The sequence below is a fragment of the Pseudomonas sp. FBCC-B1565 genome, from assembly GCF_059133265.1.
In genome coordinates this window covers 2,422,086-2,440,599 of the sequence record NZ_CP101438.1, presented here as the reverse complement: position 1 = coordinate 2,440,599, position 18,514 = coordinate 2,422,086, and the positions used below count along the sequence as shown (strand labels likewise).

The 18,514-nt window shown below is 62.3% G+C and carries 10 protein-coding genes; 8 read left to right on the top strand and 2 right to left on the bottom strand.

Annotated features, from left to right (window positions below; all coding sequences use genetic code 11):
• Positions 1–49: 49 nt before the first annotated feature.
• The 8 genes from NL123_RS11525 to NL123_RS11490 all read left to right on the top strand — a co-directional run bounded on the left by NL123_RS11525 (position 50) and on the right by NL123_RS11490 (position 12,942).
• On the top strand, positions 50–1,000 hold the full coding sequence (locus tag NL123_RS11525) for a fimbrial protein (protein ID WP_494357803.1): 951 nt from the start codon (positions 50–52) through the stop codon (positions 998–1,000).
• Between the two features lie 54 nt (positions 1,001–1,054).
• Positions 1,055–3,841 carry an ATP-binding protein gene (locus NL123_RS11520; protein ID WP_248482422.1) on the top strand — a complete coding sequence of 929 codons (2,787 nt, stop codon included), beginning with the start codon at positions 1,055–1,057 and terminating at the stop codon, positions 3,839–3,841.
• Positions 3,828–5,015 carry a response regulator cyclic di-GMP phosphodiesterase PvrR gene (gene pvrR / locus NL123_RS11515; protein WP_248482423.1) on the top strand — a complete coding sequence of 396 codons (1,188 nt, stop codon included), beginning with the start codon at positions 3,828–3,830 and terminating at the stop codon, positions 5,013–5,015. Before NL123_RS11520 ends, pvrR begins: the two co-directional genes overlap by 14 nt.
• A 51-nt stretch (positions 5,016–5,066) precedes the next feature.
• Positions 5,067–8,225: a hybrid sensor histidine kinase/response regulator gene (locus NL123_RS11510; RefSeq protein ID WP_494357802.1), complete on the top strand. Its 3,159-nt coding sequence runs from the start codon at positions 5,067–5,069 to the stop codon at positions 8,223–8,225.
• Positions 8,226–8,247: 22 nt separating this feature from the next.
• Positions 8,248–8,892: a response regulator gene (locus NL123_RS11505; protein WP_494357801.1), complete on the top strand. Its 645-nt coding sequence runs from the start codon at positions 8,248–8,250 to the stop codon at positions 8,890–8,892.
• A gap of 85 nt (positions 8,893–8,977) precedes the next feature.
• Positions 8,978–9,568 (top strand): fimbrial protein, encoded by a 591-nt coding sequence (locus tag NL123_RS11500; protein ID WP_248482426.1) that lies wholly within the window; start codon positions 8,978–8,980, stop codon positions 9,566–9,568.
• Between the two features lie 58 nt (positions 9,569–9,626).
• Positions 9,627–10,370: a fimbrial biogenesis chaperone gene (locus NL123_RS11495; protein WP_494357800.1), complete on the top strand. Its 744-nt coding sequence runs from the start codon at positions 9,627–9,629 to the stop codon at positions 10,368–10,370.
• 85 nt (positions 10,371–10,455) lie between these two features.
• Complete coding sequence (locus NL123_RS11490) at positions 10,456–12,942, top strand: fimbria/pilus outer membrane usher protein (RefSeq protein WP_494357799.1); 2,487 nt, start codon at positions 10,456–10,458, stop codon at positions 12,940–12,942.
• Between the two features lie 124 nt (positions 12,943–13,066).
• On the opposite strand, the gene NL123_RS11485 is transcribed toward NL123_RS11490, so the two are convergent.
• Positions 13,067–16,738 (bottom strand): translocation/assembly module TamB domain-containing protein, encoded by a 3,672-nt coding sequence (locus tag NL123_RS11485; RefSeq protein WP_494357798.1) that lies wholly within the window; start codon positions 16,736–16,738, stop codon positions 13,067–13,069.
• The gene (locus tag NL123_RS11480) at positions 16,738–18,465 is read right to left on the bottom strand and encodes an autotransporter assembly complex protein TamA (RefSeq protein WP_248482430.1); all 1,728 of its coding nucleotides are present in this window, start codon (positions 18,463–18,465) and stop codon (positions 16,738–16,740) included. The genes NL123_RS11485 and NL123_RS11480 overlap by 1 nt, the downstream gene beginning before the upstream one ends.
• Positions 18,466–18,514 lie beyond the last annotated feature (49 nt).

Here is an 18,514-nt window from a genome sequence, read left to right as displayed (position 1 = left end):
TCGCTGAGTAATCTGCGTAGCCTTTTGGCCAGTCGACACTCTCCTTCCCATGACTTCTTTAAAACAGTTTACTCGCCTCACGGTCATCACCCTGGCGGGCGCGCCAGCCGCTTTTGCGGCTAATTGCACAGCCACCATCAACACCAACGAAGCCCTTAATTTCGGTGCAAGTCTGGCCAGTGGCAGCCTGACAGTTCCCGCTGATACGCCCGACGGCACCGTGATTTACCAGGACACGGTGCAATCCGCTCAAAACAGCTGGAGATGCACGGGCTCTTCGCAATACGGCCTGGTGATGAACCCTACGCTAGGCTCGGTCACCAGCGGCTCGACCTACCCTATCGGCAAGACCGGGCTTTCGTTCCGCGTCTGGATCGACACTCTGAGTCGCTATGAGACTGCACCGTTTACGCTCAAGCCGGATGGTTACGGCATCAACCCAGGCTCGGTGCGCCTGGAAATCGTCAAATCAGGTACGCTGGCGCCGCAGGTCAAGATAGCGGCCGGAAACCTGGGCAGCTTGAAAGCCGACGACCTGTTCATCAGCAAGTACAACCTGACCAACCCGCTGGTGCTGAACGCCGCCTCCTGCCAGACCCCTTCCGTCCCCGTCGCCATGGGTGACGACTATCAGCTCTGGGAATTTCGCGACGCAGGCGCAACCCCTCGCACTGTCCGCTTCAACATCGGCCTGAACCAGTGCCAGACCGGTATCAACAAAGTCAGCTATTCACTCAAAGCCACCACGCCCGTCATCGACGCGGCCAGAGGTGTGGTGGCGCTCAACGGCGGCTCCACCGCCAAAGGCATCGGCCTGCAATTGATGGATGATGCCGGGCAACCCATCGCGTTTGATACCACCTACTCCTTCAGCGGTTTCACCACCACGGGCGCCAACTTCAAGATCCCGTTGTCGGCCTCGTATTACCGCTTGCCCACCGGCAACGTCGAGGCCGGCAGCGCCAACACCGAAGTCACCTTTATCGTGAACTACCTGTAGCAAACTAAGGATCGTCTGATTTTTCCTACGCCCGGCCACGCCTAGAGTGCCGGGATGCGATTAAAGAACTATCTCCACCAGATCAGCCCCGTCCTGTCCACGCCCCATGCCGCACGCCGCTTGTTGCGCATTTTTGCGCTGGTGCTGCTGGTGGGCATGCTGGGCGGTGTGTACAGCTTCCTGCTGTTTACGTTCAACAACGAGATCTCTCAGCGGCGCAGCTACATGAGCAGCGCCATCGCCGAGGCCCATACCTTTTTCACCACCCGTGAAGCCCTGCTGGAAAGCCTCAGCCTGTCGGCCACACGCAAGGCCGAATTGAACCTGCCGGTGAACGATGAGGAAATCCGCCTGTTGCTCGGTAAAATCCCGGGTAAGCAATGGAGCATCTGGCTGACCCAGCGCATGCGCGACTTCCTGAAGGCCAAGCAGCTCAACCTGCTGTATGTCGGCACCGATGCTCAGGTACTGCGGCTGTACGACGCGGGGCCCGCGGCCGCCGATTTTCCCGCGTCCATGCTGGCGCAACTCAATGCCCTCAAGCAGCAGAAAACCCTGCAGGAACTCTGGCTGACCCACACCGACGGCGGCCATTCGCAGCTGTACATTTTTATCCGCCTGGATGAACGCGACCTGAACTCCGGCTGGCTCGGCCTGGAGATGGATGACCGTGAAGTCTCCAACGCCTTGAGCGACCACAGCGCCGGCGAATTCACCATGTTCAATGCCCAGGGCATGCCTCTGTTCAGCAACAGCCGCAACCCGCCGCCCGGGCAGAACCTGCCGCACTTGCGCCAGCAGGACTTCTTCGGCTTTGTCGGCGACGGCTGGCTGCCCGAGCAATTGGTGTTGCGCAAACAACTGAAGTCGTCGGACTGGCAGCTCACCTACTCCATCGACCTGCGCGCGGTGCTCTGGGCGCTATGGCCGCAGATGCTCGGCGCCCTGCTGTTCTGCCTGCTGACCATCAGCCTGGTGGGCCTGCTGACCCGCCGCCTGGAACACCGCTTCATCACCCCCGCCATCCATCGCATCCAGGCGCTGGTGGAAAGCGAGCTGTTCAGCCGCGACGTGATCCAGACCGCCCCCGTGGCCCTGTGCGTGCTGCGGCGCACCGACGGCGAAGTGGTACTGGAAAACACCCTGGCCCAACAATGGCTCGGCCAGGCCGGTGCAGAGCTGGGGCCGGGCTGGATTCGTGATGCCTTCGACCCCGACGCCCCCTGTCTCACCGACTACTTCGAGGCTGCCGACGGTCGCCACCTGTACCTGAGCTGTGCACCCACCCGCTACAAGGGGGAAGACGTGTTGCTCTGCGCCTTCAGTGATATCAGCGCACGCACCCAGATCGAAGCGGCGCTGGAACAGGCGCGCCAATCTGCCGATGCCGCCAACGAAGCCAAGACACTGTTCCTGGCGACCATGAGCCACGAAATCCGCACGCCGCTGTACGGCGTGCTCGGCACCTTGGAGTTGCTCGCCCGGACCCGCCTGGATGCCCAGCAGAAAAGCTACCTGCATGCCATCGAAGGTTCCTCGGCGACGCTGCTGCAACTGATTTGCGATGTGCTCGACGTGTCAAAGATCGAAGCCGGTCAATTGGCCCTGGAGTTGAGTGAGTTCTGTGTGCCCAGCCTGGTGCAGGAAGTGGTGCAGGGTTACGCCGCAGCGGCGCAGAGCAAGGGCTTGCAGCTGTACGCGTGCCTCGACCCGCAACTGCCGTCGCGCCTGATCGGCGACGCCAGCCGCCTGCGCCAGATCCTCAACAACCTGCTGAGCAACGCGGTCAAGTTCACCGACTCCGGACGCGTGGTACTGCGGGTCAAAAAGCTCAGCCGTGAAGGCGAACGGGCGTGCCTGCAATGGCAAGTCTCGGACACCGGTAAAGGCATCGCCCAGGAAGACCAGGCGCTGATCTTCGAGCCGTTCTACCAGACCGAAGGCAACCCCCATGTGATCGCCGGCACCGGCCTCGGCCTGCCCATTTGCCTGCGCCTGACCCACTTGATGAACGGCACCCTGCGCATGGTCAGCGAGCCGGGGCTGGGCAGCAGTTTTTCCCTGACCGTGCCGCTGGAGCAACCCACAGGTATCGCGCCGTCGCTGCTGGCGCCGCTGGCGCAGGAGGTGGTGTATGTGCTCTCGCCTGTGCGCGAACTGGCCGACAGCCTCTGCGGCTGGCTGCGGCGCTGGGGCGCCCGCGCGCAGGTCGGCCCGCCGTCCAGCGCCGAGCTGGCCCCACCCGCGGTGCTGCTGGAACTGGTTGAGCGCAGCCTGGACACGCCCTGGCACGGTCCACGGGTCCTCGCCAGCATCGATGGTGCCCATGAGCCGCAGTTCAGCGAAGAGGGCTGGCAGGTCAACCTCAACGACCTGAACGCGATCCACCAGGCGGTTCGCCACGCCCAGAACGGCCAGGCCGCGCCGGCCCAGGCACGTTGCGAACGGCGCGACCTGCACCCCTTGCACCTGCATATCCTGGTGGCCGAAGACAATGTGATCAACCAGTTGATCCTGCGCGACCAGCTTGAAGAACTCGGCTGCACCGTGGAGCTGGCCAGCGACGGCGAAGAGGCTTTGTCGCGCTGGCACGAAGGCGCCTTCGACATCGTCCTTACCGACGTCAACATGCCCAGGCTCAACGGCTACGAACTGGCCGAAGCCCTGCGGCGCCTGGGCTGCAACACCCCGATCATCGGCGCCACCGCCAACGCCCTGCGCGGTGAAGATGCCTTGTGCCTGGCGGCCGGCATGAATCACTGCCTGGTCAAACCCTTCACACTGCGAGCCTTGTTCACTGCCCTGGCTCCCTACGCACGAGCCACCCATGAAGCCCTGTAGCATTCTGATCGTTGAAGACCATCCCTTTCAGCACCTGTATTTGCAGAACCTATTCAGCGAGCTGGGGGATTTTGATGTGGTGTGCGCCAGGGACGGTGAAGCCGCGCTGGCGTGCCTGAAACAACGCGATTTCGACCTGGTGCTCACCGACTTGCTTATGCCCGGCATGGACGGCGTGCAATTTATCCAGGGCCTGGCCGCTCAACCCTCGCGCCCTGCACTGGCGATCATGAGCGCCGCGTCACGGCGCATGCTGATGGGTGCAAGCCTGGTGGCGAGTAACCTGCAAGTGAAGGTGATCGGGTTGATTTCCAAGCCGGTGAATGCCGCGGCCCTGCGTTGCCTGATCGACCAGCTGCAGGCTCTGCGCCAGGTTGTCCCGGCCCAGACCCAGCCCGGAATCGATTGCCAAAGCCTGATGAACGCCCTGGACAACGGTGAACTGCACGCCTGGTTCCAACCCAAGAAAGCCCTGAGCAATGGTCGCATCGTCGCGGCTGAAGCCCTGGTGCGCTGGGTGCACCCCGAGCATGGCCTGTTGCTACCCGGTGTGTTCCTGCCGGCATTGATCGCCTGCGACCTGGAAGAACGCCTGTTGTGGTGCGTGCTGAAACAAGCGATGGCCGCCCAAGCCACGTGGCGCCAACACGGCTATGACATCCCGGTGTCGATCAACCTGCCCACGCACCTGCTCAACAGCCACGACCTGCCCGACCGCATCCTCGCGTTCGTGCTGGAACACCAGGGTTTGCCCGCACGCCTGTGTTTCGAGCTGATGGAGTGCTCGGTGCCCGATGACATCAGCAATTTCTACGCCGGCGCCTGCCGCTTGCGCATCAAGGGATTCGGCTTGTCCCAGGACGATTTCGGCAAGGGCTACAGCTCGTACATGAACCTGGTGTCAGCGCCGTTCACCGAGGTGAAGATCGACCGTGCGCTAGTGCAGGGCTGCAACGCCAACGAAGAATTGGCCCAGGCCCTCACCAGCATCGTCAGCCTGGGGCGTCAATTGGGCTTGATCGTGGTGGCCGAAGGTGTAGAAACCGCGCAAGAACTTGCGCTGTTGCGTAAGATCGACTGCACTCAGGTCCAGGGTTTCCTGATCTCCCACGCCGTCTCTGCGGATCAGTTCCAGCAATTGCTGACCCACGACGGGCCGGCGAGCGCCTATTGACCCGGCTGCCGGGTGTGGAACAACACCGTTAGCTTGCGAGGTCACCGCGTCATGCATCACCCCAATGCCTTCCTGGAGAAACTCACCAGCAGTTCACTGCGCCTGAACAAAGGCTTGCTGGTACTGGGCGCATTGGCGGTGCTGCTGCTGGGTATCAGCTACCTGGGAGTGCAGCGCATGGTCAAGGAGCAGCATGAAACCCTGCAATTCCACTTCGCCCGGCTGATGGAAAATATCCACGAGCAGGAAGCCTTCCTGCGCGATGTCTCGCGGGGCAGTCTCCAGGGCGAACTCAACCCTTCGGCCCTGCTCCCACCCGTTGTGCAAAAGCCGCTGCCCGAAGAAGGGCCGAATATCTATGAGGGTCGCGGGCTACCGTTTTCCCTGCCCTACAGCTTGAAAATCAACCCGGACAAGATCACCACCGCCCAATACCCCAAGGTGTTCGCTCTCGGCACCTACTTGTCGGCTTACTACAGCGCGTTCTGGGCCGCCTCCCACTATCAGTCGCCCCAGGTGATGGTGATCAACGGCCCGGACAACTTCGACATCAGCGTGCCCGCCACCGGCCGGCTGCGCGATGGCGGCCAGGTGCCGGTCGGCGCGCTGCTGGACGTGCTGACCCAGTTGAACGCGCGCCTGCACGCACAGAATTCGTCGCTGGCGGATCATCAGGTGCACTGGGAACCCTACGACCCCACGCCCGATGACAACGCTGCGCCCGTGCTGCTGGGCTATGTCGACATCAACCTGGCCTCGACCGCGCTGACCATCGACGGCGCCAACACCTGGGTGGTGGTGGCCTCGCTGCTGGACCTGGCCAAGGTGAATAACATCGAGCGCTTGATGCAGTGGTCGATCTACGACAACTTCACCTTGATCACCCCTGCCGGGGTTGTCCTGACCGGTGCAGTGAAGCCCGGCCAAGTGTTGGCCGAGGGCGTAAATGTCACCCGCGACGGCCTGGTGTTCAAACTCACCAGCCAGGGCGAGCAGGCGTGGACGGCGATCTACGTGATCAGCCTGCAACGCTTCCTCGACTACGCGCTGTGGCCATTGCTGTGTCTGCTGGCCGTGGTGCTGGCGATGCTGGGCTGCGGCCGCGCGCTCAACCGTTGGTACACGGCGCGGGTGGTGTTGCCCGCCCATCAGGCCCACGCCAGCATCGCTGAGAGCGAGGCGTTCAGCCGTGCGGTCATCGACACTGCGCCGACCGGCCTGTGCGTGATCCGCCGCAGCGATCACCATGTGCTCCTGCAAAACCAACGTGCTCAGCAATGGCAGGACGCCCGCGCCTTGTTCGACTTGCTCAAACAGCAGCCGCACACCACGCCGGGCCAGGCCGACCTTGAAAGTGGCGGCCGTCACCTGCACGTGGCGTTCGTGCCCACGCGTTACCAGGGCCAAGACGCGTGGTTGTGCGCGGTGCACGATGTCACTCGGCATATCGAAGATGCCGCCGCCCTGGAAGAAGCGCGCCAGGCCGCCGATTCAGCGAACCAGGCCAAGAGCCGCTTCCTCGCGACCATGAGCCATGAAATCCGCACACCGCTGTATGGTGTGCTCGGCACCTTGGAGCTGCTCGGCCTGACCTCCCTCGCGCCACGCCAGCAGGATTACCTGCAGACCATCCAGCGCTCGTCCACCTCCCTGTTCCAACTGATCAGCGATGTGCTGGATGTGTCGAAGATCGAAGCCGGGCAAATGACCCTCGAACTCCAGGACTTCTGTCCGCTGGAACTGACCGAAGACAGCGTGCGCACCTACAGCGCCTTCGCCCGCGCCAAGGGCTTGCAGTTGTATGCCTGCATCGACGCGAATCTGCCGGACCGACTGCGCGGCGACCCGCAGCGTATCCGCCAGATCCTCAACAACCTGCTGAGCAACGCGATCAAATTCACCGATTACGGCCGCGTGGTGCTGCGTCTGCGTGTCCTGCAAACCAGCGATGATCAGGTGAGCCTGCAATGGCAGGTCAGTGACTCCGGCGTGGGAATTTCCCAGGCGCAGCAACACCAGCTGTTCGACCCCTTCTACCAGGCCGAAGATGCCACCAGCCAGGCCGGTGCCGGCCTGGGCCTGGCGATCTGCAAATGGCTGTGCGAACTGATGCACGGCCAGCTGAATGTGGTGAGTGAACCCGGCCTGGGCAGCAGCTTTACCTTGCAGGTCGCATTGCAGGTCGTTCCCGGCAGCCTCACCGATTGCCCGACGTTCAGCCCCGGCCTGCCGCCTGTCTACGTACGGGCACAGGAACCCGAACGGGCGCAGCACCTGATCAACTGGCTCAATCGCCTGGGGCTGTCCAGCCGTGCGCTGTCAGCCGAGATGCCGGCCAACGCGCTGCTGGTGGATTTCGCCCAGGACCTGGCATGGTCCGGCACGCGCATCATCGCTTCGGCGGGCGGGCCTGACCCGGCGCAACCGTGCGGTGCCGACTGGAGCGTCGATGCCGACAATGCGCGCGCCATTGCCTGGGCGATCCACCGGGCGCAGCATGGCGCCGAAGCCGGCCCACACCGCGTAACGTCCGCCAAGGCGCAGCCACTCAACCTGCGGGTGCTGGTGGCCGAAGACAATGTGATCAACGCGGCCATTATCAAAGAACAATTGGAAGCCCTGGGTTGCCAGGTGGTCGTGGCTGGCAACGGCGAACAGGCGCTGATGCAGTGGCTGCCGGGACGCTTCGACCTGGTGCTGACCGACGTGAATATGCCGGTGATGAACGGCTACCAACTGACCGAAGCCTTGCGCCGACAGGACACCACGCTGCCGATTATCGGGGTGACGGCCAATGCCCTGCGCGAAGAGGGCGAGCACTGTGCCGCCGTCGGCATGAACGCGTGGATGGTCAAGCCGCTGAGCCTCGCCGCCTTGCGGGCGCAGTTGGAACAACACTGCAAGGTCGAAATGCCGGCTGTCGTCGAGATGCCGCCGTTGTCACCCAGGATGCGTGAGCTGTTTGTCACCACGTTGCGCCATGACGTACAGACCACCTTGACCGCGCTGGACAATCAGGACGCCAATGGCGCGGCGCAACAACTGCACAGCATGGCCGGCGCCCTGGGTGCGGTGCAGCTCGGTGACCTGGCCAGCGCCTTTGTCGAGCTGGAATTGCGCCTGACCGGCATGGCCGTCACGCCGGCCCTGGCCTTGGAAGTGCAGCAGCACCTGGCGCGGCTCAGCGCATTGCTCGACACTCTTGAATAACTTCACTCTGGATAAAAAACCCATGGAAACCCTCAACGTAGTCATCGCAGACGATCACCCCATCGTGCTGGTCGGGGTGCGGGAACTGGTCGAGCGCGATGAGCGCTTTCGCGTGGTGGGCGAAGCCGTGTGCTCCAACGAACTGGTGAAGTTGCTGGAAAACACCGCGGTGGACCTGGTGATCACCGATTTCAACATGCCGGCGGACTCGCCCTACGGCGATGGCCTGAAGTTGGTGGAGTACCTGGTGCGGCACTTCCCCAAGGTGCGCGTGCTGGTGCTGACCATGATCTCCAACCCGCTGATCCTCACGCGGTTGCAGGAGCTGGGTGTACTCGCCGTGATCCAGAAAAACCAGCTGCACGTGGAAATCCAGGCTGCGCTCAAGGCCATCGCGCGCGGCAACCCGATTCGCAGCAAGGGACCGCAGCCGTCCTCGGTGCTGGAGTCGTTTGACCTGGACCAGCGCTTCACCCGGTTATCGCCCAAGGAGCACGAGATTCTGCGGCTGTTTGTCTCCGGGCAAAGTGTCAACGAGATTGCCCGTGGGTTGAACCGCAGCGCCAAAACCATCAGCACGCAAAAAGTCGCGGCCATGCGCAAGTTGGAAGTCAGCAGTGACCAGGACTTGCTGGCTTATTGCATAGAGCGCAACTTGTTTAACTAACACCCACTTCTAGGGATCGTCTGATGTCCCCCCCCAAGGCCTGCGCCTTATTGTGTTGTTTTAACCCCAAGCATGGAAAAACAACATGAAACAGCTCTCTCGCGCACTCTTGGCTCTGTCGGTATTTGCCGCAGTTAATACATTTGCCGCCGGTGAACCCACCGCACCAACCAAAGCCGGTAGCGGCACCATTAGTTTCACCGGCAGTATCAACAATGATGCCTGTTCCGTTGAAGGGATTGGCCTGAACAAAACCATTTCGATCAACATGGGCGAAGTGTCGATCAAGGACATGGGCACCGCGACCGCGCCAAAAGGCAGCGGTACCCTGAGCGCCGAGAACTTCGACATGAAGATCAGCTGCAACGCCGGCACCAAGGTGGCAATGATCTTCGAACCGACCAAAGGCGCAGGTTCGGGCATCGTCGCCGGCACCAAAGTGCTGAAGCTGATCGACGGCCTGGGCGCCGCCAAGAACGTCGGTATCGCCCTGCTGGACAGCAACGGTGCGTTGATCGACCTGAGCTCGCCGACCACCGCGAAGATCGAAAACACCCTGCAAGACAGCAACACCACGCTGAAATTCTCGGCCGCCTACGTCACCACAGCCGACGCTGCGACTGCCGTAGCCGGTCGCGGCGACGCCACCCTGCCGTTCACCCTGCAATACGAATAACCCCAGCGTCGCGGGGCCTTCGGGCCTCGCACACTCTTCGAACGTAGCGGTAGCCATCATGTTATTTCGTCATTCTCTATCCCTCTGCGCGGGCCTGCTGGGCCTGTTCGCGGTCAGCCAGGCCACGGCCGGCATTTCGTTGAGCAGCACACGGCTGGTGTTCGACGGCCAGCATAAAGAAGCCGGTATCACGGTGCGTAACAACGGTGAAGACGTGCTGATCCAGTCCTGGGTCGATACCGACACTGACAGCACGGTGCCGTTTGCCGTGACCCCACCGCTGGCGCGGGTCACGGCCAATGAGCAACAGCTGTTGCGGGTGATTTATGCCGGCGCGGGCTTGCCTACTGACCGGGAGTCGGTGGTGTGGCTCAACGTGCAGGAAATCCCCCAGGCGTCGAAAACCCAGAACACCTTGCAGCTTGCCGTGCGCCAGCGCATCAAGGTGTTCTTTCGCCCCGCCGGCTTGAACAACAACGCTTACCTGGCACCGACCGAACTGCTTTGGCAGTTGGCCGAGCACAACGGCAAGCACGTGCTGCGGGTTACCAACCCGGGGGTTTATCACGTGTCGATTGCCGACATTACCCTGCAAGCCGGTGCCGTCAGTGAACACCCGTTCGATTCAATGATGATTGCGCCGGGTGAACTAAAAGAGTTCAACCTTAAACAACTTAATTCCAGCCAGCCGGCACGCTTGATATTCGGCAGCATTAATGACTATGGCGCACAAGACCGTTATTCCACGCAACTGGTTAACGGCGCGCCAACTTCAGCCAGTTTGAACACAGAATCACCATAACGCGCCTGCCGTTCGCGCAGCCGCACTTTCACTGTATTTCTCTTCGCTCCGTTAGTTCGTATCGGAGGTGATATAGGGTTCCTGCATGTTTTTATTCAAGCGCGATGGATTGGCGCCGTTATTGATTGCCCTGGGCTTCACTTCAGTGTGCCAGGCCGATGGCGACGAACAATTCAATACTTCGTTTTTGCAAGGTGCGGCGGCTGACGTCGACTTGCACACACTGCTCGCCAGCAACAGCGTGCTGCCCGGCAATTACCGGGTTGACCTGTACGGCAATGAAACCCTGGTGGGCCGGCGCGATATCGACTTTCGCCGCAACCCGCAAAACGGCAAGGTCGAGGCCTGCCTGACCCTGGAGATGCTGCAGCAAGTGGGCGTCGATATCGGCGCATTACAGGCCAGCGGCAAGCTCGTCGATACCGACCCGAATGCCTGCCTGGACCTGCCCGCCTTGATCGAGCATGCCAGCGTGCGCTACGACGTACCGCGCCTGCGCCTGCTGGTCAGCGTGCCGCAACGCGCCATGGAACGCGGGCGGCGTGGCTACGTCGATCCTGCGCTGTGGGACGAAGGCGTGCCTGCGGCGTTCATCAATTACCAACTGAGCAGCAACCGCAACAGCACCGATGCCGATACCACGCTCTCGAACAACCTGGGCCTGCGCAACGGCATCAACCTGGGCGCGTGGCGCCTGCGCAACGAGTCGAACTTCAACAGCAGCACCGACCGCCCCAGTACGTTCAAGAGCAACCGCACCTACCTGCAACATGACGTGACGGCCTTGAAGGGCCAGTTCAGTGCCGGGGATATTTTCTCGGACACCGACCTGTTCGACAGCGTGCGCTATCGCGGCCTCAAGCTGGCGTCCGACGATGGCATGCGTGCCGACAGCGAGCGTGGCTACGCGCCGATCATCCGTGGCATTGCGCAAACGAGCGCCACGGTGGAAATCCGCCAGAACAATTACATCCTCTACACCGCCAACGTGCCACCGGGCCCGTTCGAGATCAGCGACATTTACCCCAGCGGCTCCAACGGCGACCTGGAAGTGACGGTGATCGAGGCTGACGGCCGTCGCCGGGTCACGGTGCAGGCGTTTTCCAGCCTGCCGATCATGGTGCGCGAAGGCCAGTTGAAATACAGCCTCTCCGCCGGCCAGTACAACAGCAATGACGACGGGCAAGAAAACCCGCAGTTTGTCAGCAGCACCCTGGCCTATGGCATCAGCAGCAACCTGTCGGGGATCGTCGGCGTCCAGGCCACGCAGGACTTCCAGGCGTTGTCCGTGGGGGCAGGACGCAACACGTCGATCGGCGCGGTATCGCTGGATGTGACCCACTCCGTCAGCCGCACCTTCGGCCAGCAGGTCACGGGTAACAGCGTGCGCGCGTTGTATGCCAAGACCTTTACCGGCACCGACACCAACTTCACCTTGGCGGCCTATCGGTATTCGACCGAGGGCTATCGGACCCTCACCGACCACGTCGAGGAACTCAGCAATGAGGGCCAGAAACGCACCGGCAACTCCAAGACCCGCACCGACCTGACCATCAACCAGAGCCTGGGCCGCAACCAGCAGTTCGGCAGTGTCTATGTGAATGCCAGCGACCAGCGCTACTGGGGACGCGGCGGCTCGCAAAGTCTGTCGGCGGGCTACAGCAACTACTGGGGCGACGTGAGCTACAACCTCAGCGCCACGCATACCCAGGACGTGGGCAACTACGGGGCATCGAACAACGACACGCTGATCAACCTGTCCGTGTCCTTTCCGCTGGGTTCAAAGCCGCGCGCGCCGAGGGCATTCATGTCGGCCAGCACGCAAAAAGGCAGTGACTCCACGCAACTGGGCGTCAACGGCTACCTGACCGAAAACAGCGACACCTATTACTCGCTGCAAGCCGGTAACAGCAGCACGGGCGGTAGCACCGGTTCGGCCAACCTCAGCACCCGCACCTCGCTGATGGACATCAGCGGCGGCTACAGCCAGGGCCGAGGGTACAGCGCGCAGAACCTCAACGTGGCGGGGTCGGTGGTAGCCCACGCAGGCGGTATCAACCTGGGCCAGACCGTGGGCGAGACCTTTGCGCTGGCGCACGTCGACGGCGTGCAGGGTGTGAAGATCGGCAGCTTCTCCGGGGCAAAGACCGGCCGTAACGGCTATGCGGTGATCCCCAATGCGCAACCCTACCGCGTGAACTGGATCAGCCTGGACACCCGTGACCTGGGCGCTGACATTGAAATCGATAACGCCACCCAGCAGGTCGTGCCTCGCCGTGGGGCCGTGGTAGTGGCCCGCTATACCAGCAAGAGCGGGCGGCGTGTGCAGTTCGCGTTGTTCGACGCGCATCACAAGCCCATCCCGTTTGGTGCGTCACTGGAGAGTGTTGCGGGCAAGCAGATCGCGATGTCCGACCCTAGTGGCAAGGCATTGGCATTGATCGAAGAGGATGCCGGTACGCTGGTGATCAAGTGGGGTGAGCAGCACTGCCAGGCGCCGTATACGCTGGGCGAGCGCAACAAGGCGCTGAACTATGAGCAGGTAGACCTGACCTGCTTGCCACAACGCTAAAAACACCAGAGAACCCATGTGGGAGGGGGCTTGCCCCCGATTGGGGTGTATCAGCCAACTTATCTGTGGCCGACCCACCGCAATCGGGGGCAAGCCCCCTCCCACATTTCTGTACCTGTGTGGCTTAGAAATCGCGTTTATAGAAGATATCCAATGAGCTGGCCACACCGCTCGCCACTTCCAGGTACACCTTCTTGCTCAACAGGTAGCGCAAGGCAATGGTGCTGGCCGGTTCGAACACGCCTACCCCATACCGCAGGCTGAGTTTCTCGGTGATCTTGCCGCTGGCCACCACGGCGGTGGTGTTGCCGCTGCCCTGGGTGTCGAGTTCGAAGTCCTGGATGCCCAGGTTCTTCGCCAGGTCCGAGGTGACCCCCGCACTGCCCATCAAGCCGAGGCCCAGCGCAGCCTGGGCAAGCATGTTGTTGTCCTCACCGGTGGTGCTCAGCGGGCGCCCCAGCACCAGGTAGGACAGCGCTTGTTCCTGGCTCATGGCCGGTTCGGAGAAGATTTGCGTGGTGGGCTGTTCCGCGCTGCCGCTGAGGCGGATACCCGCGACCACATCGCCGGTCTTTCGGATCGCTTCAATATCCAGGAACGGTTGATCCAACGGCCCGGCGAACAACAGCCGCGCACGCCGCACATCGAGCTTCTGGCCGTAGGCGCGGTAGCGGCCGTCGTTGAGCCATAGCTCGCCTCGGGTGTCGAGGTTGTCGCCGATGTGCACCTGGCCCTGGACCTTGGCGGTGAGGCCGAAGCCGGAGAAGTTGAGCTTGTCTTCGCCCACAACCACGTTGATATCCATGGCCATTGCCATCGGCGGTTTGCCCTCCTCGGTCTGGCTGCCGATGATCACCGTGTCATCCGAGACCTTGACCGTCGACGGTGGCAGCTCGCGCACGGTGATGTCGCCGCGTGGGATATGCACGTTGCCGGCGATGGCCAATTTGTCGTTCTTCAGGCTGATTTTCAGGTCCGGTGCTACTTCCAGCACCGCGTAAGGTTCGACCGTGACCGGCAACTGCGAGCCTTGCAAACTGAGGTCCACCACCAGCGCCTTACCCCAGTCGACCTGCCCCTTGAGGCTGCCCTGCCCGGCCTTGCCACTGCGCCAGGCGCCGTTGAGCTGCACACTTTCGCCGGCAATCAGCGCCTGCACATTCAGGCCTTCCAGGCTGATGGGCAGTTCCGGACCGGAGATCTCACCGCCCACCAGGTTGACGTTGCCGTTGACCTGGGGCGCCAGCAAGCCGCCGGACAGACGGCCGTTGCCGTTGAGCTTGCCGGTGAGTTTCTCCACCATCGGCACAAACGGCCGTGCTACGGCAAGGTCGAGGCCGACGAGGCTAAAGTTGCCGGTGATGGGTTTGTTCTTGGGTAACGGGTTGATCTGCGCCTGCAACAACAGTTCGCCGAGCTTGCCGCCCTGGAAGTTGAGCTGAGTGTCGATACGCTTGGGGTTGAGGGTGGTTTCCAGTTTCAGGGTGTTGTAGGGGAAATCCAGCCACTGGTCCTTGTCCTTGACGCGCAAAGTGCCACTGCTGGCGTCCACCATCACCACGCCTTTTGGGCCACTGGCCGGCAGGTCCAGTTGCAGGTCGGCATTGAGCTTGCCCTGCCAGGCGAAATCCTTGGGCAGGAACGCCGCCAGGCTGTCGATGGGGAATTGCTTGAGATGGTAACGCAGCTTCGGCTCGGGCATCAGGCGCTGGTCTTCGCCGCACAGGCTGGCCGGCCCGGACACCCAGCAGTGCGCGGCAAAGGTCAGCCTGCCATCCGCCATGCGTTCGATCCTGGCCGGGGCTTGCAGCTTCCAGTCCTGGCCACCGGCTTGGACGTCGCCACTGGCCAAGCGCCCGCGCCAGTTGCCTTTGTCGAGGTTGCCGTCCAATGCCAGGGCCAGCTTGACCAGCGGGCCGACCAGGTCGAGCTGGACCTTCTGGTTCTTGATATCGCCCTGGGCACTGGCGGTCAGGGTGCCGACCTGGGTCTCGCCAGATTGGATACCGCTGCCTTTCAGGGCAATCTTGGCGCGCTGGGCACTGTCGAGACTGGCGTCGAGGGTGAGGCTTTGCAGGCGGTTATCGGCAAACGCCAGTTGCTGGCCCTTGAGGTCGAGTTTGCCTTGGGGCGCCTTGAGGCTGCCAGCCACGTCGAGTCGGCCATTGACCTGCCCGCGCAACTGCGGCCACAACTGGGCCAGGCGCGTCAGTTTGATGTCGATCTGCCCGGCCAGGCGTTGTTGCAGGCTGCCACTGCCGTTGATGCGGTTGTCGCCCAGGCGGATATCCAGGTTGGCCAGGGTCCACTGCTCACCCGCGCCTTCGGCCTTGGCTGCCAGCACGGCGGTTTGCCCGCGCAGGCGGCCCTTGAGGTCGAGGTCGGCATTCAGCTTGAGCTGCTCGTGCTTGAACTCGCCCTTGCTGCGCAGCGGCCCGGCCAGGGTGCCGGGCAATTCGGCGACCCAGTACGCCGGGTTCAGCGCAGACAGGTCGAGTGCCGTGTCCCAGGCGATGCCATCGGCGAATTGCAGATTCAGGTGGCCCTCGGCCTTGCCCTGGCCGGCGGTGAGTTTCAGCTCGGGCAGGAAGATTTGCTTGAGGTCGCCACTGAACGGCGTGACCATGTTGAACTTGCCTGCGGGGCCGTCGAGGTCGGCCTTGAGGTTGCCCAGGTAGTTGCCATCCTTGTAGGAGATCTCGCCATTGAATGTACGCAGTGCAACTTGGGGCTCATCGATGACGGGATAAAGGCGATGCCAGGGGAAGTCCAGCCAGTCGACCTTGGCGTCGGCGCTGAAGCCTTGTTGCCAGTCCAGGTTGGCGCTGAGTTTCAGGCTTTGCTTGTCACCGGCATTCAGGTCCAGGCCGGCGATCTGCGCGCCTTTGGCGTCAACACGACCTTGCAGCACAAGATCCACCGGACCTTTTTCCGCCGGCAATACGGCGTTGCCCAGCAGTTGGTAACCATCATTCAAGTCACCTTGGGCGCTCAGGTCCAGTTGATTGAGTTGCAGGGTGTCGGGCAGATCGGCGCTGGGTTTGAAGCCGTCGGCGGTGATGTGCACCTGGGCTGGCAGGTGTTCCGCCAGGGGTTGCAGCTCACCCGTGAGCTTGGCCGGTAAATAGCCACTGCTGTCGGCGTCAAGCTTGAGCGTCTTGAGCAGGTCGCCGTCTAGCTTGAGCGCAACGGTCCAAGGTGCGCCACCCGGTGCATAGGGCAGCCTGAGGTTACCGCTGGCGCTCAACGGCCAGTCGCCGGTGGGTTGCAGCAGACCAGCCAGGTCCAGCACCAGGCCATCGCGTTGCAGATGCACCGAATCAATTTGCATGCCCGCGGCGGTCCAGTGCGCCGCCAGTTGCAGGCCCTTGAGTTCTTCGCTGCCGTTGAACAGCAGGCTGCCGACGCGAACATCGCCCAACTGGATGGCCAGCGGCAGTTTCAGATCGGGTAGTTCGATCGGGCCGCTGCTCTGCTCGGTACTGGGAGGGAATTGCAGGCTGACTTGCTCGACATCCAGTTGATTGATGCACAGAGTCATGCGCAACAGACACGCCGGCGACCAATCCAGCTTGGGCGCCTGGAGTTCGACACGGCTGCTGTCCTGCTGCCACAGCAGATGGTCGGCGCTCCACTGGCCACCCAAATGCCCCTGGAAATTCTCCAGGGTCAACCCCGGCACGCGGCCCAATGCCCAGCGGCTGCCCGCCTGGGTGCCCAGCGCCGTCCACAGTGCCAGCAACAACACGGCAAGGCTGGCCACCACGGCCAGCCCCGCTATTTTCACACCACGCATCACAGCTCAGGCCCCATGGAAAAGTGCAATCGAATGCCGCCCGGGTCTTCCAGGGCATGGGCCAGGTCCAGACGGATCGGGCCGACCGGCGACACCCAGCGAATACCGACGCCAACGCCGGTTTTCAGGCTGGGCAGGTCCAGATTGTTGAAGGAGTTACCCTGGTCGATGAAGGTCGCGATCCGCCATTTCTCGGCGATGGAATATTGATACTCGGCGCTCAGGGCCACCATGTAGCGGCCACCAATACGGTCGCCGCGATCGTTCTCCGGCGACAGCGTCTGGTACTCGTAGCCGCGCACGCTCTGGTCGCCACCGGCAAAGAAACGTAGCGACGGCGGCACCGAGTTATAACCGTTGGTGGCGCTGCCGCCCACCTGCGCACGGGCCAGGAAGCGATGGTTGTCCCACAGCGTCGTCAGGCCTTTGACCATGGCCGTGCCGTAAAGCAGGTTGGTATCGGAGCCCAGGCCTTCCTTGGCGACTTTGGTGTCGAATTGCAGGCGGTAGCCGTTGTGCGGGTCGATACGGTTGTCACTGCGCAGGTAGGAGTAGCTGATCCCTGGCATCACCAGGTTACTCAGGCCGGAGTCATTGCCCAGGCGATATTCTTCACGCTGGTACTTGAGCGAAATCACCCGGGTCCAGCCGCTGGGCAGCTTGCTGTGCCACTCGGGGCCCACGGTGAGCAATTTACTCAGGGTGTCGGTGTTGGCGATCTCTTCGTTCTGATAGCCACCGGCAAAGCGCAGTTTGTCGGTGAGCGGTGGGTCCAGTGGAATGTCGTACCACAGGCCGACGTTCTGTCGCGGCGCCGACAGCTCGGCTTCCCAACCATAGCTATGGCCCTGGGGGTTGACCCAGTGGCGGGTCCAGTTGGCTTTGCCGCGCGGGCCGACGTCGGTGGAGAAACCCAGGCCCAGGCCCATGGTGCGGGGTTTGCGGGTCTCCAGGCGCACGGCCACCGGGATGATGTCATTGGTTGAAGCCGCCGGGGCGGCGTCCACGCGCACGCCTTCAAAAAAGCCACTGGCTTGCAGGTTCTGGTTGAGTTCGGCGATCAGTTCGGAATCATAGGGCGTGCCGCTTTTGAACGGCACCATGCGTTGCAGCAGCTCTTCGTCAAACGGCGTGTCGCCGGCAAAGCTGACCTTGCCCAAGGCGTAACGCGGACCGCTGTCATAGATGAGTTCGATATCGGCGACACCGGCCTTGGGGTCTACCGCTAGTTTCTGGCGGGTGAAGCGCCCACTGAAAAAACCGTAGCGCGAGGCCTGGTTCTGGATCAGGCGCTTGGCGTCTTCGTAATGGCCGTGGTTGAGCACAGCGCCGGCCTTGAGGTCGTTGCTGACGGGCACGCGAAAGGTCTTGAGGTCTGCGGCGGGGCCGTCGACCCGTATGGTCACGTTGCGCAAATGCACCGGTTCGCCGGGGTCGATGGTGAGGATCAGGCGCGGGTTCTTGCCGCCTTTCACCTCACTGTCGATCTGTGGCTGATAGAAGCCAAGGGCCTGGGCGGCTTTGCGCGCCTGCTCCTCGGCGCCACGGCTGAACCGCAGCAAGGCCTCTTCATCACGATCGCCCACCCCGCCGATATAGCCTTCGATGTTGGCTTTCAACGCGTCGTTTGAGGGTTTGATCCGCACGTCCAGTTCGCTTTGCGCCAACGCGCCGCAGCTTGTGAACAGCAGAATCAAGCCGCTGGTAAATCTTCCTGGAAACTTCATAGGCGCGGATGCTACACGAGCAAGGGAGACTCTTTGAACTCGGATTTAT